A 21,339-nucleotide genomic window follows, 5' to 3' on the forward strand; every position below is an offset into this window, starting at 1 on the left:
CAATGTACGTAGATTCCAGCAAGACCACCATTAATGGCAAAACCTACCAGCGCCATCTTTTTCGTGAATCCTATCGTGAAGATGGGAAGGTGAAAAATCGCACGTTGGGCAAGATCTCAAAATGTTCGGAAGGAGAGATTGCCGCCATTAAACTTGCCCTGAAGTACAAAGACAATTTGGCAGCCCTGTTGCATATTGAGGATGTTGAACTACATGAGGGGCTTCGTGTTGGTGTGGTATATGCACTCAAAACGCTTGCCGAGAGGCTTGGTATCAGCAAGACGCTTGGTAATACCCGCCAGGGAAAGCTTGCATTGTGGCAGATTATGGCTCGATTGATCGGGCAGGGTTCACGCCTCGGTGCGGTCAGGATGGCAGCACGTTATGGCGCCTGTGATGTCCTTGAATTAGAACGCTTTACAGAAGATGACCTCTATGCCAACCTGGCTTGGCTGACGGAGCATCAGGAGCGCATTGAGCAGCAGTTATTCAAGCACAATTCAGCGGGTGCTGGCCCGGAATTGCTGCTCTATGATGTTACCTCATCATATCTTGAAGGGATGGAGAATGTGCTTGCTGCTTTTGGTTACAACCGGGATGGCAAAAAGGGGAAGAAGCAAATCGTTATTGGCTTGTTGTGTACCGCAGATGGCGATCCGGTTGCCGTCCGGGTCTTTGCAGGCAATACCGGCGACAAGTCAACCGTTGCAGAGCAGATTCGCACCATTGCCAACACTTTCGGCATTGAAGAGGTAACGATGGTTGGCGACAAGGGTATGATCAAAACGCCGCAGGCCAAAGAGTTGACCGATGCGGGATTTCATTACATCACCTCACTCTCGAAACCCGAAATCAGAACCCTGCTGAAGGCAGAGGTACTGCAAATGGATTTTTTCGATTCAGAGCTGTATGAGGTTGAAAATAAAACCGATGGCGTTCGATATGTGCTGAGAAGAAATCCGGTTCGCGAGGCCGAGATGGCAAAGAATCGCCAGGAACGGGTGAAAAAAATCCAGCGTTATGTGGACGAGAAAAACAGCTATCTCGCTGGTTCCCTCAAGCGCGACAAGGATGTTGCAGAACGCTCTCTTCAGAAAAAGATCAGCCAGTACAAGCTCAATGATGTGCTGGAACTGACCCATCAGGAGAGGGTGTTCACGGTAACGGTCAATGAAGAAATCCTGAAAGGAGTCGCTCTGCTGGACGGCTGTTATGTGATCAAAACCGATGTCAAGAAAGAGCTGCTTTCGACTGAACAAGTCCATGATCGGTACAAAGATCTGGCCAAAGTGGAGCATGCATTTCGGACGTTCAAGCAAAGTCATCTTGAAATCAGACCGGTTCATGTGCGAACCGAAGCGAGCACTCGTGGCCATGTCTTTGCCGTTATGCTTGCCTATAAAATCGAGAGGCAGTTATCAGAACTCTGGAAAAAATGTGAATGCACGGTACCGGAAGGAATTGATGAACTTGGCGCAATACGCAGCACAATCGTCACCCTCAAAGGATCAAGCTGTCAGAAAATTCCCCAGTCGAAAGGATTGGCTGCTGAGTTACTTGCCGCTGCCGGGATTACCCTTCCTTCGATTATTGATGCCAAAAATGTTGATGTAGTCACAAGGAAAAAACTGGCCCCGAAGCGTAAATAAAATTGAAATAAGGCGTTATAGGGATTTCTCGTTCTTTTATTGCTGGAACTTCCGTTTCAAGCAAAAAATGCTCGTCAAACATACCTAACGGGTTGATGTTTTTCATGATAAAGGGCAAGTTGATATTATTGCTCTAATATACGAAATATTGCACTCATCTCATGACGCTAACACTATATATTTTATAAAGATATATCATTCATGATTAAATAGAGGTGCCCTTTTGTCATCCCTTGCTTATGAAAACAATGAGTATGGCAATCGCTCCCTTGATGCCCTGGTTCATCGGTTGCGCCTTAAAAAAAACGGTCTCAAATTCACCCTGCCTGTTAAAACCATCCATGGTTCGGGGTACTGCTTTTCGGCTTCAATAAAGGTCATATGAGCCTTCCCTCTCTTGCCTCCTTCACTCAGCAAGCGGCCTGGTAGTAGCCCCCGAAGGCTCGCATTCGTCGGGATTGAGGATGGTATCGACGATGGTAATCAGCGATTTCATGGTAAAGGGTTTCTGGATAAAATTGACGCCACTGTCAAGAAGCGTGTTGTGGATAATGACGTCGTCCGTGTAGCCTGACATAAAGAGCGTTTTGAGTTCAGGACGAAGAGCCTGAAGCTGTCTGGAGAGTTCGGAGCCATTCATTTCCGGCATGATTACGTCCGTCAGCAACAAGTCAAGAGTTCCCTTATAGTTTGCCTCCTTCCGAAGCGCTTCTGCAGGTGACTCCGCTGTAAGTACAGCATAGCCGTTACGTTCAAGCATGGATTTGCAGAGCTTGAGAATAGCCGGTTGATCTTCTACAAGCAGAATGGTTTGATGGCCATGATGCCTGAATTGCTCCGCTTGTGTCTGCTGCTCCACCTGCGGCTGAAGGTTGTAGCGGGGCAATTGAATGGTGAAGATGGTTCCTTGTCCCGGTTCGCTCTGGCATTCAATCGTGCCATTGTTTTGTTTGACAATCCCGTAGACCGTTGACAGACCAAGACCGGTACCTTTTCCCTGCTCTTTGGTGGTGAAAAAGGGCTCAAAAATGTGATGAAGATCGTCTTTGTCAATACCTCCACCGTCATCACGTATGGAGAGCCTCACATAGTCAACAGGCGACTCCCCGGAATTTCGGGCATTCCTTCCGATATCGGGAAGAGCGAGGCACTCGGTTTTCAGTGTTATGGTACCGTTACCAGTTATGGCGTCACGAGCGTTGACACAGAGATTGACAAGAATCTGGTCGATCTGTGACGGATCCATCTTCAAATGGGAGTTTTTACAGTCCGGAATCCATACAAGCGCAATATTTTCCCCGATAAGGCGCCGCAGCATGGGCAGCATATGCTCAATGACACTGTTCAGCTCAAGAATTTTTGGAATGACGATTTGCTTGCGTGCAAAGGCGAGGAGTTGACGGGTCAGATCGGCAGAACGGGCTCCCGCCTGTCGGATGGCCTCAAGATCAGCATAGGCTTGCTGGGAGGGGTCAAACAGTTCAATGGCCATTTCAGAGTGACCGAGAATCACCGTAAGCATATTGTTGAAATCATGGGCAATCCCTCCGGCAAGCCGTCCTATCATCTCCATTTTTTGGGACTGCTGAAGCTGAACTTCAAGTTGTGCTCTCTCCTCTTCGGCCAGGCGACGTTCCGAAATATCAATGCTGGTACCAATAATTCTACAGATCGTGCCGCTCTCATTGCGGACAGGGTTCAGCACGGTCTCCCACAACGTCTCTTTACCTTTGAAGGGCAGCAACTCTTCATACCGAATCGGATGACCCTCTCGAATGCACTCATCATAGTGGCGCATAACCAATTCGGCAAAATGAGGAGAAAGAATCTCTTCCGGTTTTTTCCCGCTGATCTGCTCACTCTTGATACCTGTCAGTTTTTCATGCATCGGGTTAATGCCCTTGAAGAGGTAAGAACGGTCGGGCAAAACATCGACAACAAAAATAGAGTAATTGACATCGTCATAGATCGTTTTGAGAAACTGCCTGCTTTCGAGTAACTCCTGTTGATATGCTTTGCGCTCCGAAATATCACGAATCAAACCAATCATTCCGGAAGAGTCCTGATCCCGGTAAGAGCGTACATGAACTTCCCCGTAAAAAAGGGATCCGTTTTTTTTTCTGAACCGTCCTTCGAATACCTGATCGGTAAAATAATCCCGCAATGTATTGGCTAATATGGCCAAGGCTCTCGAAACTTCCTCTTCAGCAAGATATTCAGTAAAAAGATGCCGGATCACCTCACTGGCGCTGTAACCAAATATCTTTTCAACAACAGGCGAAACATACGTTAAGGCTCCTTTATCGTCGGTAACAAAAACCATCTCGGCGATTTGTTCTGTAATGGAACGGAACTTTTTTTCGCTGTCACGCAGGGCATGTTCGATCTGCGTTCGCTCGGTAATATCGTTAATGATTGAATAAATCAGGGGTTTGCCATGATATGGAATGGCGCAACTGAACACCTCCACGTCGCGGATTGATCCATCGGCTAAAATATGACGATGACAATGGTGAAAAGAGCCTTGCTCTTTCTCTGCCGCCCTGAACCTTTCAAGATTACGTTTCACCGTTTCAGGCGAGCTCATTGTGACCCGCCGGAAAGGCATCTGCCTCAGTTTTTCAAGCGGCCACCCATAAAATGTCGCAGCCGCCTGATTGGCATCAACAATCTGGCTTGTATCGGGATCAAGAACCAGTATGACCGAGGAGTGTTTCTCAAAGAGATTCCGGAAGCGATTTTCGCTTTCCTGCAGTGCCTCTTCCTGTACCTTGCGATCAGTAATGTCAAGAACGATTCCAGCATAGCGCAACACCTTGCCGTCAGCATCTTTAAAGGGAGTTCCCTTGGCCATAAGCCAGCGTATTGCTCCATCAGGATCACGAACCCGCCATATGTTATTGAATTCGACGCCATTTCTTATATCTTCCCCGGTGATTTGCGCAATCCTTTCCCGGTCTTCAGGGATGATGGTGTTCAGCCAGTTTTCATGGGTTGCCTCACAGCTATAGGGCTCAAGGCCGTACATTCGCCATAACTTATCTGGCCAGAAGTTGGTATCCGTGATGACATCATACTCCCAGATGCTGGTATTGGTTGCAGCCATAATGAGGTGCATCCGTTCATTGCTTGCCAGAAGTGCATGGTTGAGTTTGTGCAGATCGTGCTCTCTCTTTTTTTTATCGGTGATATCGACAATCGTACCGATAAGGTGCGAAACCGTGCCATCTTCATCATGCTCAACTTTTCTGCATCGGCATTCAATCCAGTGCATAACGCCATCTTTTGAAATCATCCGGTATTCGATCGTTAAGCTCTCTTCTCTTCCCTGATGCAGCGCTTCCAGGGCATGAAAAAAAAGCTGATGATCATCGGGGTGGATAATCAGTTTCATGAAGGCGGTGTCGAACAGGGTGTCGATTGGGGAGTAGCCAGTAACCTCGCAATATCTGGGGCTCAGGTAAAGCTGGTCTGTTTTCAGATTCCAGTCCCAAAAGCCTTCACGTGCAACACTTAAAACGAGGTTCAGTCTCTCCCGATCCTGGCTCATATCCTGGCTCATATCTTCTCTCTTGTCTAAACTGTATATGATATCCGTTTAAAGCCTTGCGCCTCCGGAAATTTCAAGAATCTGGCCGGTAATGAAGTCGGCATCAGCGGAAGCAAGAAAGAGGGCGCAGCGAGCGACGTCGTCTGGCGTTGCGACCCTGCCCAGCGGGTAGCGTTGTGCGCACTCCCGGCGAAGCATCTCCCACCGTTCGGGGCCCAATGCCGCAACAAAGGCTGGCACCTCAACAAGGGCTGGCGCAAGGGCATTGGCCGTTATACCGTAGCGCCCAAGCGACAGGGCAAGCGAACGGGTAAAGGCGTAAATACCACCTTTGGCTGCTGCATAGGAGAACTGGTTCGGACTCCCCCGGTAGACCAGTGAGCTCATGTTGACGATTTTGCCGAAACCTTGGGGCTTCATCAACCGGGCAGCTTCACGGCAGGAGATGATGCATGATTTAAGGTTCAGGTCGAGATTGGCGCTCATTCTGAGGTAGTCAATCCCTTCTACATCGGCTGCCGGTTCGCAGTCTCCACCGGCAATGTTCACCACAATATCAAGCCTCCCGTAGCGTTCTCCTGTCTGGCGGTAGAGCGCCAGAATTTCTTCCTCCTGCGTTACATCCGCTATCACCGACATGCCGCTTCCACCTTTGCGTTCAAGCTGTTCAAGGGTTTCTGCGCATCCGGTCGCATTGATGTCGCTGACAATCACAACTGCGCCTTCCCCTGCAAAACAGAGTGCCACTGCCCTGCCAATTCCTCCTGCGGCTCCCGTGACGAGCGCAATTTTCTCAAAAAGTCGCATAATCTTTGCCGTTTATCGGTTACCGGATAACTCCCCTTCTTTTCAATTCCCAGAAACATTTCGCCGTGGCCTGAATATCACTGGCTGCATTATGTGCTTCGTTAAATACGGTACCGAAAAGTTGGAAGTAGAGTTCAGAGAGTTTGGGCCATTTGTTGCCATACGGCCCTTTGATGGCACAAAAATCGGTCGTACTCTCCATCGTACATATTTTTCTTTTTGAGGGGAGGCTGTTTGGCATCCCGGCCCTTATCAATTCACTGCCCACAATCTTCTCATCAAAACTGATATTGTGGGCCACAAGCACCTCGGCATCGGCGACAAGTTCATAGAAAGATTGCAGCACCTGCCCGAGCGGTTTTCCTTCAAGCAGGGCTCTCTGTGTTGATATACCATGAATCTGTACGGCGCTTGATGGAATGACAAAGCCTTCCGGTTTAATGATTGCGTCACCGGAAAAGAGCTGATTGCCTTCAGCATCGAAGGATAAATAAGCCAACTGCACCAGCCTTGGCCAGTTGTCGACGTCGGTCACCGGTGCACGCCAGTTACGCGGCAGACCTGTTGTTTCGGTATCGAAAAAGAGATACATGGAGTTGATGCTGTCTGAAGTTCAAAAGGGACAATCGTCATTGGAGATAACGCTCTCTCCTTCCCGCTCGTAAGCCGGGGGTGCATAAGAGGGCGCATCCTGAGCATAGGAGGCTCCCCCGTCATTGACACCCTCAACCTTCCATCCTTTGACATCGGTATACCACTTCCCGTTGAACTCACGACTCTCGATATCGAAGGAAATCGTGAGCCTGGATCCCACCTTGAGGAGGTTTCTGTCGTACTTCTCCCCCCAAAGGGAGATGCAGATTTTCTTCGGATACTGCCCGTCAGTTTCGACAATAATATCCTGTTTTTTCCAGGTTCCATTTTTTCCTGTACCGCTCTGTTCAGGAAGAATTGCCGCCAGCTTTGCTGTGAGTTGCATAAATGTTCGTATTGATAAAAATCGTTAGTGTAAATACCTTGCTCTCTCTTTTTCCTCCGTCGTTCAGGATGCATTCCGCATATTTTTTCGCTCGGAGGCTGAAGAGGCAAAAAGTTTGAAACCCATGAGACTGGTCATCGACTGTACAGCACAATTGATTTTTCCGATAAACAGATCGAGATCCGTAACGCCGTGGCTTTCGTCGGCTGCAGCCTGCTCCATGAACTCCATGAACTGCTGATAACGAAGATCTCCTATCCTTGACGACCATGAGAGATCGGAGATACGGAAAGCACACAAGGATTCGTCAATAACAAACAGGTCGCCATGCCGGAGCATCTGTATCCAGAAATCGAGATCAATGGTGTAGGGAACAACCGCACTGTAACCGCTGATTTTGGCAATCAGCTCGGCGGGATAAAGGCCGCAGACTGGTTCACCGATAATGTTGGTTCCCATACGAACCATTTTCCGGATTACCTCTACCTTATCCATGCGACCTCCATCAACAAAATTGACCTTTTTGATGAGGGTCTTTCCTGAAGGATCAATAATGGTCCTCTGACTGCTGACCAGGCTTACCCCGGCATTACGGGGATCGTCAAAAACCGCTACCTGCTTTTCAAGACAGTGCGGAAAAAGGATATCGTCCCCGCAGACCAGTTTGACATACTTCCCCCTGACCTGGCTGATTGCTTGGTTCCAGTTTGCCTCCGGCCCGATGTTTTCAGAATTTCTGAAAAGCTTGATTCGGGAATCGGCCAATGAAGCTGCGATATCATAGGAGCCGTCGGTCGAGTGATCATCATAAATTAAAAGCTCAAAATCGGTAAACGTCTGTGACAATATCGATTGTATGGTCTCGCCAATAAAACTGGCGCTATTGTACATCGGTATTGTTACCGTTACATATGGTCGATTCAAAAAACCCATACTGTTCTCCTCCACCAAGAGATTATGTTATTTCCTGCCGAAGGTTGATTGAAAGATAAGAGACCGTGCATCCATAGAGTGTGCCGGCAACACCGAGCAAAAGGTTGTTTTCCAGAAAAAAGGCAAGAAGAATTGCCGTTGCGGAGAGCAGGAGCAGTGTGAGCTGGGTGAAGGCTCTTTTCATGACAGGCTCACCCAGCAGCGCTGAGAGTGCACGCTCGCTTCTGAGGGTTTCAAGTGAATTGGAACGGATAATTGAGGGTATGACAATGTAGATCATGCCTATGAAAGAGAAGGTTATCCATCCGAGCAGTGCCGCATGGGTATGGGAGTGATAGATCCACATCCTGTCGAAACGCAGGGGTGGGATGGTGCCAAAATGAATCCCCTTGAGAAAGAAGATATTCATGATACCATAGGCGCTTGTCGCAAAAAGAAGGGCAAGACCGCTCAACAAAAAGGCAAGTGCCGGATGGGGAAAATTTTTATGGAAAAAGTTGTACAGGTAGAGGGTGAAACCGCCGAAGAGCGCCATGACACCAAAGAGCAGAATATGGCTGATCAGCATCATACCCAGATAATATTCGGCAAGAATAACAATCAGAAAGAGCAGAACTCCACCAACAAAAACATAAAACCAGAGGCTGAAAAGGCGTTTGACCAGCTCCCGTTTGGATGAGCGACTCCAGGCATAGGTATAGAGAAAGCCCATTACACTGATGCTGAGAGGAAAAGAGGAGCCAAGAAAATAGGAGGACTGGGTTACGAAAAACGGAATGAGCCATTGATCGGGAAAAGCCTCTTTGAGACCAAGGGTGAAGAGTCCAATATTGGCAACAAGCAGAAAAAGAACATCAAAAATATAGTAACGCACCGAAACCTCTTTCCATATTTTCGAAACCGAAAGGGTGGTGAAAATTTCCCTGAGCGGTGCAACCACCGCAATGATCAGCACCAACCCGGTGAGTGCTTTCAGCAATGGCCACTCCATGGCGATGGCAACCGTAATCATGACAAGAGCGATCAGAATCAGAATGATATAACGCAGTTGCCTGAAGGGATCGACCTTCAGTTCGGGATAGATTGCTGCTGTGAGGTAGCGATTGAGAATCAGAATGGCAAGATTGCCGAATCCGATAAAGAAGATATAGGGGTGGAGCTTCAGAAGGAAGAGATTGGCCATCAGAGCGCCTGCCGCACCAAAAAGAGAGGCGAGGGCGATGACCGTTACTGAAACAGAGAGAAAAAGCCGGGCAACAGTATTTAACTCTCCATCAAAATGGCGCAGATTCATTCAGGTGAGATGGTTTAATTTTTTTAGCTCCAGCAAGGCAATCGCCGAGAGTGCAAGCAAGGAAATATTCAGTGTCAGGGGATTGAACGGCAAGGTGAACAGCTCCGGTTCAAACAGGGCAACAAAAAGAAGAAGCCCTGTCAGCGCTGCAATATTGAGCAAGAAAACCCATTGCGAGCGAGCAACAAGCAGAAAAAGTCCGAAGAGAATTTCAGCAGCCCCTATCCAGAAAACAGCCTCACAGGCCCACTGATAAACAGGAATCAGGTGACCAAGCAGATCAATTTCACCCTTGCTCTGACAGGCAATTTTTGGCACAGCACCCTGATAGACCCATGAAAAGGCAAGAGCCAGACGGCAAATCAACAGTGACGGTGTCTGGTTTACAAAAAAGCGCATTGCTTCCCCCTTTCATCAACGGAATTATACATATACATAAATACTACATTCACGGCTTGCGTTTCAGTCTGGCTAACTTCCGGCTCATTCGGTCAAACCAGACATAGACTACAGGAATCACCAACAGGGTAAGAAACATCGAGCTGGCCAAACCGCCGACAAGAGCAACAGCAAGACCGGATTTCCATTCAGAGCCGGAACTTCCCGAAAGTGCAATCGGCAGAAGTCCAAAAATCAGGGTCAGGGTGGTCATGAGAATCGGGCGTAACCGCTCCCTGGCAGCTTCAATAATCGCCACAGAAAGCTCCATACCCTCAAGACGGAATTTATTGATAAAATCGACCAGAAGTATTGCATTTTTTCCTACAAGTCCTACCAGCATAATAATACCGAGAATCGTGAAGATACTGAGCGATTTGCCGGTAAGGGCAAGGGCAAAAAGGGCTCCGATAAGGGCCAGCGGAATGGAAAACATGACCACCATCGGCCAGATCCAGGAATCATAGAGCGCTACCATGATAAGATAAACAAAGATAATTGCAACAAGAAAGGAGAGCAGAAGAGTTGAATTCGACTCTCCCTGCCGTTTCAAATCAGATTCATAGGCGTAGGAAACCGTTGAGGGCATGAAACCACTTTTTTTCATATTCCCCATAATGCGCTCAATCTCCTTGCCGATGCTGCCAACAGGACGCCCGATAACCTGTGCCTTTACCCAAACGGCATTGTTGCGATCCTTACGCTGCAACTGGGTATAACCCCGATCCTGCTCAAAGGAGACAAACTGTCCAAGACGAACCAGATCGCCCTCGGGCGTACGGAAGGTAATTTCGGAAAGGGTGGCGGTACCTTGACGGTAGTATTTGTCGAGCATAACCCTGATATCATATTCGTCACCTCCATCCCGGAATTTACCAGCTTCATCTCCGGCATAGGCTGTGCGGAGGGCTGCTCCAACATCGGCAATGGTGAGGCCGAATGATGCCATTTTTTCGCGGTCAACGACGATGCGCATCTCCGGACTCCCTACCTGTGAGGTAAGCTTGACGTCGGCTGTGCCTGCAATCGTTTTGACGCTGTCTCGCAACGCTTCAGCCACCCGTGTTACCTGACTTCTGAGGGGCCCGCTGAGAATAACAGCAACTGGTGTCTCATTGGCGGTTCCGAAGATACCAATCGGGTTGATGCTTGCCTTGAGCCCCGCAATATCCTGCAGGTTGATGCGGATTGCCTGCATGATGGCATCGGTCGATCGGCTTCGTTCCTCCTTGGGGGAGAGCCTGACGTTGATTTCTGAAATATTGTCTGCACTCTGGTTGAAAAACCCTTCGTTCGACGCACCAACATTGACCATCACTTTTTTAACTTCGGCCATTGCGGTAAGACGACGTTCCACACTTCTTGTCACCCGATTGGTCTCTTCAAGGGGTGTCCCTGGTTCAAGTTCCAGCATGACAGCAAATTCTCCACGGTCGGAGACGGAGATAAACTCTCCTCCGATAAAGCCGAAAAAGGGAAGAAGAAAAGAGGAAAAAAGCAGAATGATTGCGCTGAAAAAAACTTTCCGTGGATTGCGGAGACTCCATTGCAGAAGATTGAGATAGCCCTCCCTCAATCGCTGGAAGCTGTTTTCAAAAGCGATGGCGAAACGTTCGAAGATGTTCTTGCCTGAAAACTTTTCAACTTTGGAGAAGCGTGATGCAAGCAGTGGCGTCAGGGTGAAGGAGACAAAAAGACTGACGAGGGTTGATATGACCATGACTACGGAAAACTCGCGCAGGATATTGCCGACAATACCGCTTACCAGTGAAAGCGGAAGAAAAACGACCACATCGACAAGGGTGATGGAGAGTGCGGTAAAGCCAATCTCGTTTCTGCCGGTAAGGGCTGCATGGCGTGGCTCTTCACCGCGTTCAAGATGGCGATAAATATTTTCAAGTACGACAATGGAGTCGTCCACCAGAACTCCCACTACCAGCGAAAGGGAGAGGAGGGTCATGAGATTGAGGGAAAATCCGAAAGCATACATCCCGATAAAGGTGGTCACCAGCGATGTCGGAATGGAGACAAGGACAATCAGGGAGTTGCGCAGACTGTGCAGAAAGAGCATCATGACCAGTGCAACAAGAAGAATGGCGAGCATCAGGTCATGCTGTACGGCAGTAACGGCCTCAAGCGTAAAGGTAGAGGCATCCTGTGCAATATCGAACGAAAGGTTCTTGCTGTGGTAGAGCGCTGTAAGGCGGGAGAGCGTTGCCCTTGTCAGGCGGCTGACATCAACCGTGTTGGCATCGCTCTGTTTCATGACCATAATGCCGACAGCACTGCGTCCGTTCACCCTGGTAAGGGTTGTAATCTCCTTGAAGCCATCCTCGACTTCGGCAACATCACGAAGTGTCACGGTTCCGGTAGAGGAGGAGCGGAGCACCAATGCTCCCAGCTCTTCAAGGCTCGTGAATTTACCGGCAAGCCTCACCACAAATTGCTTGTCGCTATCATCAATTTTACCGGTTGGGAAATCAATATTGGCCTTTCCGACCTCTTTAAGCACATCGGGAATGGTGAGACTGTAACTTTGAAGCCGTTCAAGATCGATATTGACCTTGATTTCACGCTCACGTCCTCCGAGCAGATAAACCTGGCCTACTCCCGCTATGCTTGCAAGCTGGGGCTTGATATCATCCTTGAGGAGTTGATAAAAATCGGTATCCGGTAACGATGAGGTTGCTCCGATACGCAGTACCGGAACCTCATCAAGCGCAAAACGGGTAATGACCGGAGCCTTTGCCTCATCGGGAAAACTGTCGCGCACCTCGTTGATCTTGCGCTGTGCGTCCTGCAATGCCTTTTCAATATTGGCAGAGTTGGAAAACTCGATGGCAACGACCGACAGACCTTCGGTTGAGGTCGAGGTTATGGAGGAGATTTTTTCGATAGCGGAGACAGCCTCCTCAACCGGTTTGGTCAATGAGGTCTCAACTTCACCCGGCGAAGCCCCTGGATAACGGATGGATATGGTAACAACAGGTGGCGTCATTTTTGGCAGCAGTTCGTACTGCAGTTGCCTGTAGCTGAAGAGGCCGAGAATACCAAGCACGGTGAAGATAACGACAATGAGCGTCGGTCGTTTTATGGAGAGCTCTGTCAGTGTCATGGCGCTGCAGGGTTCTTCTTCTGGTCAATAACAACCACTTCAGAGCCGTCATGAAGCTCGTTCTGGCCGCTGATGACCACACTCTCGCCCACCGAGAGTCCACCAAGAACCTCAAGCTGCTTCTGCAACTCCATTCCTGCAACAAAAGGGGTCAAAAAAGCCTTGCCGTTGCGGACAACAAAGAGTTCGGGTTTTCTGATTCCGGAAACAAGTGCAACACGCGGAACAAGAATGGCCTGACGCTCACCCGTGCCTTTCAGGAGTACCCTGGCAAACATGCCGGACCTGAACATGCTCTCTGCAGAGTTCTGCAGCACAACTTCAACCCTGAAGGTGTGGTCACGACCCGCCTTGTCGCTCACTGAACTTACTTTGCCACTGAAAACTTTCCCTCGATAAAGATCGCTGGTAACGGTCAGCAGTGTGCCTGGCACAAATTTGATGATCTCCCGCTCAGGCACAAAAATAATGACCTTGAGTTTCGAGAGGTCTACCATCTGTGCAACCTTCTTTCCCTCTTGAACCAACTCCCCTTGCTCAATAAATCGAGCAGTTACCACACCTGAAAAAGGGGCTTTCACTCGGGTATCGCTCTGTTTTCGGGTGGCCGCTATAAACTCGGCTTCCGCCTCTTCGAGTTGCAACTGCACGCTTTCATAGGCTGAAAGTGCTACAGCGCCTTCACTGTAGAGATTTTTGTAACGTTCAACGTCTCGCTTCGCCTGACGGTAGTGTGCATCGGCTTTCCTTTGCCGGGCGGTGGTTAGTTCATCATCAAGAGTAAACAAAGCCTCTCCGGCCTTTTTCGAGCTCCCCGGTTCAGCCGAAACCTTGCGAACGAGACCTGCAGATTCAGAAAAGATATCAGCCTCTCTGAGGGCCTCAACGGTACCGACCGTACTGAAACTGTCCTGGACTGCCGCTTTGGTGATGAGGGCAACCGAAACAGGAATACGTTCATCCGCTCTTTTTGCTGCTCCTTTTGATGGTTCGCGATGCTGAGAGTACCAGAAAAGTGCCAGAAAAAGAGTGGCAAGGAGAACGACTGCAGCGAGTTTGTGCTGTTTCAGCATACCGGCTATCGTTATCGGGTTTTTCATGGATAAATATTCATCGGATAATCAAGGACAACATGCACGATAAAAAAAAGCGAACCGAAGCACGCTTTTTTTTATCGCTGAAAAGAGAGGCATTTCAGCAGAAATGGCTCGCAATGGAACAGGAGATATCCGCAGATGTCTTGACATGTTCAACAATGGAAAGGATACCGGTCAGATTCGTAATATTCTGGTCGTTAACCGATGCTTTGATTTTTGCGACAGCCGCATCGTAAAGAGTCTGAATCTCCTGCATCATCATCAGGGTTTCGCTGGCATGTTTTGAGTTGCTGCTGACATAGGCCTCAACTGCTTTCTTGATCATTTCAGCCGTAATATCACCCATCGGTTTGAGTCCATACTCATCCTTGTGCAGCTCCTGAACATTGGCAAACTCCACATAACCGGTTTTGTCGGCAATATTGAGTGCGAGCTGGGCCAGTTTTTCAAGCTCCCGAAGGATCATCCGGGCATAGTTGACCGCCTTGAGATCTTCTGCACCAAGATTCTGGAATGAAGCATAAGCCAGCGTCAGGTATTCAACCTCGAACTTCCCTTTCCGGATATAGGCTTCATCAAACTTGAATGCTGAAGCAGCAAGCTCGATATTTGCTTTTGTTGATGCCCGTATACTGAGCATCAGGTTGTTTTCGACATTTGAAGAGAGTTTGGTCAGCTTCTGCTTGAGTGATTCAAGCTGCACATGAACCGTCCCCTGCGGTTTCATGGAAAGAGCAAACTTCAGAGGATCAATCTGGATGGTAAAAGCTTTCGGGGTTTCTGCTGTTTTCGGTGAATCGCCGAAAAATTTGCCTAACAGGTTCGCCATAGGGTTCAAACACCATGCTTATGTTTAAAAAATACAAGGTGTCGTTAATTTAGCAGACCTGCAAGATTAAATGCAAGAAAAAAAACTAAAACCCGCGGTATCTCATCATCGGCACCTCGCCTCCTGATCTCTTTGTGAGCCACAGAAGTGACTTTTAATAAAATCCTCCCCTGTGGCGAACAATTTCACCCGTCACCAAAAATATCACCTCATTGGCTATGCGACTTGCATGGTCTGCCATGCGTTCGATATACCTTGATATGCTTAACGCCGCTATGAGCTGGTCAACATCAGAGTCTGGCCCTTTCATCAAGGCAATCACTTTTTTAAAGACGGAGCGATGCATCACATCGACCTCTTCATCAAGAGCGCACACATGGCCTGCAAGTATACGGTCTTTGGAGACAAAAGCTTCAATTGAATTTTTAACCATCTCGCCGGCGCGCATACCCATCTGCTCAAATTTAAATAATTCGAGCATCTCCGGACTGATTTCCGGCATCCGTTCAATAATATGAACTGCGAGGTCACCGATACGCTCAAGATCATCGTTGATTTTAATAATGGTAACAATGGTGCGAAGGTCTCTTGCTACCGGCTGCTGCAAGGCAAGAAATGCAAGACAGCGCTCCTCAAGGTTGACCTCGGCCAAATCAATTTCATCATCTACCATCCTGATCTTGCGCGCACCCTGTTCGTCCTGATATTTTACAGCATGCAGGGCATCAAGCAAATTCCCCACTACTTTATCGGAGAGTTGAACAAGAACCTGGGAGAGTTCTTTGATAAGCTCATGGACCGGACGTTCTGACATGATCGTGTAATGGTTTCGTTAGCTGAATCTTCCGGTTATATAGTCTTCTGTCATCGAATCTTTCGGATTGGTAAAGAGCTGCGCGGTCGAAGCATGTTCAACAAGAACACCCTCATAGAAAAACATGGTGGAATCCGAAACCCGCGAGGCCTGCTGCATGTTGTGCGTGACGATCATGATGGTATAACTGCCGCGTAACTCCTGAATAAGATCCTCGATTTTGGCTGTGGCTTTGGGATCAAGAGCCGAGGTCGGCTCGTCAAGCAAAAGCACCTCCGGCTCAACAGCAAGCGTACGGGCAACACAGAGTCTCTGCTGCTGGCCGCCGCTCAGACCAAGTGCATTTTTGTCGAGACGGTCACAGACCTCATCCCAGATCGCCGCTTTTCTCAGGCTGCGCTCGACAATTTCCATCAGTTTTTTTTTGTCGGTCACACCATGCAGACGAGGGCCATAGGCGATGTTGTCAAAAATAGACTTGGGAAAGGGGTTTGGTTTCTGAAACACCATACCGACCTTCTTGCGAAGCAAAACCTCGTCGGTGAATTTTCCATATATTTCTTCACCATCAAAAAGCAAGGCTCCGGTTGTGTGGCAACTCGGTATAAGATCGTTCATCCGGTTTATGGCGCGTAAAAATGTACTCTTGCCGCAACCGCTCGGGCCGATGATTGCGGTAACATATTTCGACATAATATCGGCGCTGACCTTCTTTACGGCCTCGAACTCACTGTAATAAATGGAAAATTCCTTGGCCGAGATATGAATAGTATCTTCCCCGGATATTTTTTTTCGTTCCGGGGGAAGATAGATTTCTCGTGTTGCCTTCTGCAGCGGCAAACTCCCGGAAGTCTCTTTGGCATCAACTGTCATGAGCATTGATATTTTGTTTAGCCTTTTAATTTTTTGGAAATACGAGCCCGAAGCACAATTGCCGACAAGTTCAGTAACAGAACAATACTGACCAGCGCAAGCACCATTCCGTACTGCACGTGCCGTATCTGACTGGCAGCCTCATGTTCACTGGCAAGATTATAAATGTTCCAGGAGAGTGCGGGGGTTGGAGAAGATAACACATCTGCAAGCCCTATAGCCGAACCAACACTGACGGCTGCGGTAAAGATAATCGGAGCTGTCTCACCAGCAGCCCTGCCGAGGCTGATAACACCTCCGGTCAGAATGCCGGGAAGTGCGGCAGGCAGAATAACCGTCGCAATGGTATTCCATTTTGTAGAGCCGAGGCTGAGCGATGCCTCCCTGTAGGTTTTGGGTACGGCGAGGATTGCCTCTTCGGCTGCACGGATAATGGTAGGCAGAATCATGATTGCCAACGTCAACGCACCGGCGAGCACACTTTTTGATTCAGAAACCTTCATCGTGTTGATGAAAAAAGCGAGACCAAACATACCAAAAACAATACTTGGCACACCGGCAAGGGTGCTGTTGGCGCTGCGCAGCATACTGTTTAAAAAACCGGGCTTGGCATATTCAGTAAAATAGACTGCCGCAATAACACCAAGGGGAAAGGCAAAAAGCATGGCTCCAATAGCGAGAAAAAAAGTACCCTGAATTTCCGGCCAGATACCTCCGAAAAAATGCGAGTCAACAGAGCTATCGGTGATAAATCCCCAATACACGGTAAACTCGGGAAGGAGGATCTTCTCAAGATTCTCCTTTACATAAGGAAACAGTTTGACGAGAGAGGTACCCTCAAAGCCAATGGCACGGCTTACAAAGTACTCCTTGGACATAACATTGGGGTTGGAGTTGTCCCATTTCGATTCATAGAGGAGATCATGCAGCTTCTCCTCCGCCTTTTCCCATCGGGTCTGACCATACTTGAACCTTGTCAGCATAGGTGCAGAATCTCCCGGAAGAGGTCCAAGCAGGGCTTGAAGGGCTGTTCTGACCTGAGCATATTTCCCCGTGTATTCCCTCTTTTTTTCAGGCTCCATCGTCTCAAGTTCAGTCTCAAACACAGCGAGCATATCGTAGACCTTTGCACGATAACGCTCCGAGGAGGCAACCTCACTGGAAAGGCTCTGATTATCTCCCCGACTGAACTCATTGTGCAGCATTTTGCGATGTTCAACCGTACCGGTAAAAAATACCGCGCCGATACCGTTAGTAACAATCGGCACAACAACAATCATCAAAGCCATCGCCATAACAATGATAGAGCCGAAACCAACAGCGGTGAACGAACGATCAAGTATTTTCCTGGTTCCGATATTCATGACAACAGGGTTAAATGAAAAAATAGAGAGAACTCAATTTCAAGCACAAAAATCAGTGGCCAGAAAGAATTTTACGCTGGCGAACAACAATTCTCTCGCTGACAAGGTTACTGACAAAACTGATGACAAGTAAAAGCAAACCCATTGCGAATAACACATGAAAACGGGCCGATCCGGTCACCTGGTCAGCTTCGCCCATATCTCCGGCAATGGTTGCTGTGAGTGTCCTGATTGCTTCGAGATAGTTGAACCAGGGCTCGGGAATGTGAGAAGAGTTGCCCGAAGCCATCCAGACCACCATTGTTTCACCGAGTGCACGCATAACACCAAGAATGACCGCAGCAAGAATACCACTGCTGGCAGCAGGAAGAACCGTTTTTATGATGGTTTCAGCTCTGGTGGCGCCAAGAGCATAACTGCCTTCACGAAGTTCGCGCCCGACAGCCTGAAGAGCATCTTCAGAGACGCTGACAATAGTCGGCAACGCCATAAAGCTGAGAATGATAGAGACATTCAGCGCATTGGTACCAGTCAGAATCTGAATCCCGTACAGGATGGTGCCAACCTTGAACAAGAGGAGAACCGAGAGTGTACCAAAAAGGATCAGAAAAAGGATCTGCAGTTGCTGACGACGTCTCTGCTCCTTGATCTTCGTGGTCAAAAGATCGGAAATAACGATAACAGCAAGCAGCATAAAGGGTGAAACGAGTATCCACCACGCCCACATCAGCATGGGTCCCCCATTATTTTGCAGGAGAGGGGCGAAAACGACAAGAGCAAAAAATCCGAAAGCAACAGAGGGGATGGCTGCAAGCATTTCAATGATCGGCTTGGCATATTGGCGGATCGAAAAAGGTAAAATATCACTCAGGCATATTGCCGCTGCCACACCCATCGGTACGGCAATCAAGGCAGAACCGAGTGTCACCATCAAACTGCCATAGATAATGGCCAAAGCGCCAAACTCAGCAGGTTCGCTTGCCGGATACCAGTTTGAACTGGTAAAAAACTCACTGAACCCCCTGATCTGGAAAAAGGGAACAGCATCACGTGCTACAAAATAAAAAATGAACAGGACGATAACGGCCACAAAAGAGGCAACAGCGAAAAGCATACCCTCCCCCACTGTTTTTGCAACCTTCTGCATGGTGCGTTTACGGGCACTCAAGACAAATGCATTCGTCCGATTGCGCTCCCCTAAACTCTCTTCAGCCATAACTTTAAATGTTATTTTTTACAACAGCTACCGGATACCCGACCTCTTTACTCTCCCGGTGATTTATCGATGTGCCTAATCTATGAGCTTTCCGCACAGAATACAATGACGATTCTGTTACAAGTATGAAAACATTGACAGAAAAGTTCAAAAACAAAAAAGCCGGATTACTGGTTAACCGGCTTTATGCAAAAAAGTACTGTCGAGATAAAAAACGATCTCAGCGAGTGATAAAACCAAGCTCCGTGATCATCCTTTTTCCATCCGCTGTTTTCGGCAGCTCAATAAACTGTTTGACCGACCCCGCAGGCTGGCCATTCGTATAGAAGAAGAGAGGCCTTGTTACCGGATAGGTACCATTTTTCACCATTGATAACGTGGGAAGAACCCCGTTGACTGCAACAACTTTTACCGAACGATCCACGAAACCAAGACCAACAAAGCCTATGGCTGAAAGGGTCGTGCTTACCCTGCTCTTTACCGAACCATTACTGGACTGGGTTTCAGCACTCCCTGTTATCTGTACCCCTTTTCCGGAAACCAGCTCTTTGAAGGATTCCTGGGTACCACTGTTGGATTCACGCTGGATAACAACAATGCGTGCGTTGGGGCCTCCAACCTCTCTCCAGTTGGTAATGGTTCCACGATAGATATTGCTGATCTGGGCTTTCGAAAGTGAACGAACCGGATTTGCCGGATGAACAATCATGGCAAGACCGTCAAGTGCAACAACATGAGCAACAGGATTGACCCCTTTTGTCCTCGCCGCTGCTATTTCAGCCGCTTTCATGGCACGAGACATGGCTGCAATGGTACAGGAACCATTGATCAGGCTTTTGGCGCCATTGCCACTGCCCGACTCGCTCACGGTAACACGAACTCCATATTTTTTAGTGAAATATGAAGCAAAAGTCTTTGCAAGAGGGCCGACGGTTGTTGAACCGTCAAGGACAATGGAGTTGCTGGCAGCAGTTGCTGTCGTAGTGGCGGTAACTGCAAGTAAAACAACAAACAGCAGAAATTTAGGTATCATGGTTTCATCCTGGTTCATTTAAAAGTTATAGGCAAGATACGCACCTGCAAGGTAACTTTGAAATTTCTTCTAAGCTTGTATCAGCAGTTGATTGCTCCCCAACGTGTTACATACGCAGTTTTATGTTGGCTTCTATAGATTAAATTTGTTAACTTGGTGCAGAGTTCAGCGATTTTTGTTAAAATGCATAAATGCTGTAACAAAAACATTTTGACCTGTATATTCTTCTTCATAACCCCAAAATAGTAACTGCTATGGCAAACGAAACGAATGAATTGTCAAACGCCCTCAACAACCTTCTGGATACGGCAAGCAAACTCGTCCAGCAGTCGGCTGACCTCCTGGGCAGCGGAGTTAAAGTTGTTGTAGGGATTGTAGAGCCTCTGGGAAAAACAGCGATTGATCTTGTTGGCAGTGCAGCAAACACTGCTGGTCAGGTGTTGCAGAATGTAACATCAGCGATTGCTCCTAAAAAGTAGGCTGCTCTTTTTATTTTCAGAAAGCACCTTGTGCCAGTTTTGCATGAGGTGCTTTTTTTTATTGCACGACAACCACCTGTGGCTTACCGAAACCAATGCAAAACCAGATAATTACCCTATGACCTTCAAAGCAGTTATTTTCGACCTTGACGGCACCTTGCTCAACACCCTGCAGGATATTGTCAACACCCTCAATACGGTGCTTGCCCAGCACGATTACCCCATACATACCCTGGATGAGTGCCGCTTTCTTGTTGGGCACGGTATGAGAGAGCTGGTCAAAAAAGCGCTCCCCGAAGAGGCCGGAACCGAGGAGATAATTGATCTGATGCTCAAGGATCTGATGATGCACTATGCCGACAACTGGAACCGTTACTCACGCCCCTATCCCGGTATCAGCACCCTGCTCGACAAGCTTACCGAACGGGGAATAAAAAAGGCCATCCTTTCAAACAAAGCCAATCACTTCACCCGTCTTTGCGCAGAGGAGCTGCTGAAAGAGTGGAATTTCGATGTTGTGATGGGCCATCACAGCGGCATAGCACACAAACCTGACCCCGAAGGGGCCCTGCTTGTTGCCCGGATGCTCAACGAAGAGCCCGGCTCAATTCTCTATGTCGGTGACAGCGGCATTGACATGCTCACCGCTACAAGGGCCGGTATGTACCCCCTCGGCGTCCTCTGGGGATTCAGACCGGAAAGCGAGCTTTTGGAGTTTGGGGCAAAAACAGTGGTGCAGCACCCCGAGGAGATTATCACATTGCTTGAAGAAATCCTGTAAGTAACAGGTATCCAGTCAGACCTCTCTGATGTTTATGCCAACGCAGCTCCCGGTCAAAGCGTTTTTCTCCCATATTCATCATAATCGG

18 protein-coding genes are annotated in these 21,339 nt (G+C 48.3%); 3 read left to right on the forward strand and 15 right to left on the reverse strand.

Annotated features, from left to right (window positions below; translation table 11 throughout):
• Window positions 1–2 precede the first annotated feature (2 nt).
• Window positions 3–1,649 (forward strand): IS1634-like element ISPph1 family transposase, encoded by a 1,647-nt coding sequence (locus PPHA_RS08255; protein WP_012508390.1) that lies wholly within the window; start codon window positions 3–5, stop codon window positions 1,647–1,649.
• Window positions 1,650–2,055: 406 nt separating this feature from the next.
• Here PPHA_RS08255 and PPHA_RS14635 read toward each other — a convergent pair whose 3' ends face one another.
• The 15 genes from PPHA_RS14635 to PPHA_RS08330 form a co-directional block, all read right to left on the reverse strand.
• Window positions 2,056–5,211 carry a PAS domain S-box protein gene (locus PPHA_RS14635; protein WP_012508391.1) on the reverse strand — a complete coding sequence of 1,052 codons (3,156 nt, stop codon included), beginning with the start codon at window positions 5,209–5,211 and terminating at the stop codon, window positions 2,056–2,058.
• Window positions 5,212–5,247: 36 nt separating this feature from the next.
• Complete coding sequence (locus tag PPHA_RS08265; RefSeq protein WP_012508392.1) at window positions 5,248–6,006, reverse strand: SDR family NAD(P)-dependent oxidoreductase; 759 nt, start codon at window positions 6,004–6,006, stop codon at window positions 5,248–5,250.
• A gap of 19 nt (window positions 6,007–6,025) precedes the next feature.
• Window positions 6,026–6,598 (reverse strand): 3'-5' exonuclease, encoded by a 573-nt coding sequence (locus PPHA_RS08270; protein WP_012508393.1) that lies wholly within the window; start codon window positions 6,596–6,598, stop codon window positions 6,026–6,028.
• Window positions 6,599–6,619: 21 nt separating this feature from the next.
• Entirely contained in the window at window positions 6,620–6,985 is a 366-nt protein-coding gene (locus PPHA_RS08275; RefSeq protein ID WP_012508394.1) for a DUF3127 domain-containing protein, read from the reverse strand.
• Between the two features lie 63 nt (window positions 6,986–7,048).
• On the reverse strand, window positions 7,049–7,918 hold the full coding sequence (locus tag PPHA_RS08280; protein ID WP_012508395.1) for a glycosyltransferase family 2 protein: 870 nt from the start codon (window positions 7,916–7,918) through the stop codon (window positions 7,049–7,051).
• A gap of 22 nt (window positions 7,919–7,940) precedes the next feature.
• Entirely contained in the window at window positions 7,941–9,212 is a 1,272-nt protein-coding gene (locus PPHA_RS08285; protein ID WP_012508396.1) for a hypothetical protein, read from the reverse strand.
• A complete protein-coding gene (locus tag PPHA_RS08290; protein ID WP_012508397.1) occupies window positions 9,213–9,611 on the reverse strand; it encodes a DoxX-like family protein in 399 nt (132 codons plus the stop codon). It abuts the gene before it with no gap.
• A 49-nt stretch (window positions 9,612–9,660) separates the two neighbouring features.
• Window positions 9,661–12,765: an efflux RND transporter permease subunit gene (locus tag PPHA_RS08295; RefSeq protein WP_012508398.1), complete on the reverse strand. Its 3,105-nt coding sequence runs from the start codon at window positions 12,763–12,765 to the stop codon at window positions 9,661–9,663.
• On the reverse strand, window positions 12,762–13,865 hold the full coding sequence (locus PPHA_RS08300; protein WP_012508399.1) for an efflux RND transporter periplasmic adaptor subunit: 1,104 nt from the start codon (window positions 13,863–13,865) through the stop codon (window positions 12,762–12,764). Before PPHA_RS08300 ends, PPHA_RS08295 begins: the two co-directional genes overlap by 4 nt.
• A gap of 94 nt (window positions 13,866–13,959) precedes the next feature.
• A complete protein-coding gene (locus tag PPHA_RS08305) occupies window positions 13,960–14,691 on the reverse strand; it encodes a PhoU domain-containing protein (protein ID WP_012508400.1) in 732 nt (243 codons plus the stop codon).
• A gap of 154 nt (window positions 14,692–14,845) precedes the next feature.
• Window positions 14,846–15,505: a phosphate signaling complex protein PhoU gene (gene phoU / locus PPHA_RS08310; protein ID WP_012508401.1), complete on the reverse strand. Its 660-nt coding sequence runs from the start codon at window positions 15,503–15,505 to the stop codon at window positions 14,846–14,848.
• An 18-nt stretch (window positions 15,506–15,523) separates the two neighbouring features.
• Window positions 15,524–16,384, reverse strand: a complete 861-nt coding sequence (pstB, locus tag PPHA_RS08315) for a phosphate ABC transporter ATP-binding protein PstB (protein ID WP_012508402.1) — start codon at window positions 16,382–16,384, stop codon at window positions 15,524–15,526.
• A gap of 11 nt (window positions 16,385–16,395) precedes the next feature.
• Window positions 16,396–17,742, reverse strand: coding sequence for a phosphate ABC transporter permease PstA (gene pstA, locus PPHA_RS08320; RefSeq protein ID WP_012508403.1), 1,347 nt, complete (start codon window positions 17,740–17,742; stop codon window positions 16,396–16,398).
• A 52-nt stretch (window positions 17,743–17,794) separates the two neighbouring features.
• Window positions 17,795–18,958, reverse strand: coding sequence for a PstC family ABC transporter permease (locus tag PPHA_RS08325; RefSeq protein ID WP_012508404.1), 1,164 nt, complete (start codon window positions 18,956–18,958; stop codon window positions 17,795–17,797).
• 220 nt (window positions 18,959–19,178) lie between these two features.
• The gene (locus PPHA_RS08330) at window positions 19,179–19,991 is read right to left on the reverse strand and encodes a phosphate ABC transporter substrate-binding protein (RefSeq protein ID WP_041526790.1); all 813 of its coding nucleotides are present in this window, start codon (window positions 19,989–19,991) and stop codon (window positions 19,179–19,181) included.
• A 254-nt stretch (window positions 19,992–20,245) separates the two neighbouring features.
• Between PPHA_RS08330 and PPHA_RS08335 the strand changes: the two genes are divergently transcribed.
• Window positions 20,246–20,470, forward strand: a complete 225-nt coding sequence (locus PPHA_RS08335; RefSeq protein WP_012508406.1) for a hypothetical protein — start codon at window positions 20,246–20,248, stop codon at window positions 20,468–20,470.
• A 118-nt stretch (window positions 20,471–20,588) separates the two neighbouring features.
• A complete protein-coding gene (locus tag PPHA_RS08340; RefSeq protein WP_012508407.1) occupies window positions 20,589–21,251 on the forward strand; it encodes an HAD family hydrolase in 663 nt (220 codons plus the stop codon).
• Window positions 21,252–21,339 lie beyond the last annotated feature (88 nt).

The sequence above is a fragment of the Pelodictyon phaeoclathratiforme BU-1 genome (assembly GCF_000020645.1).
Classification (GTDB): Bacteria; Bacteroidota; Chlorobiia; order Chlorobiales; family Chlorobiaceae; genus Chlorobium; species Chlorobium phaeoclathratiforme.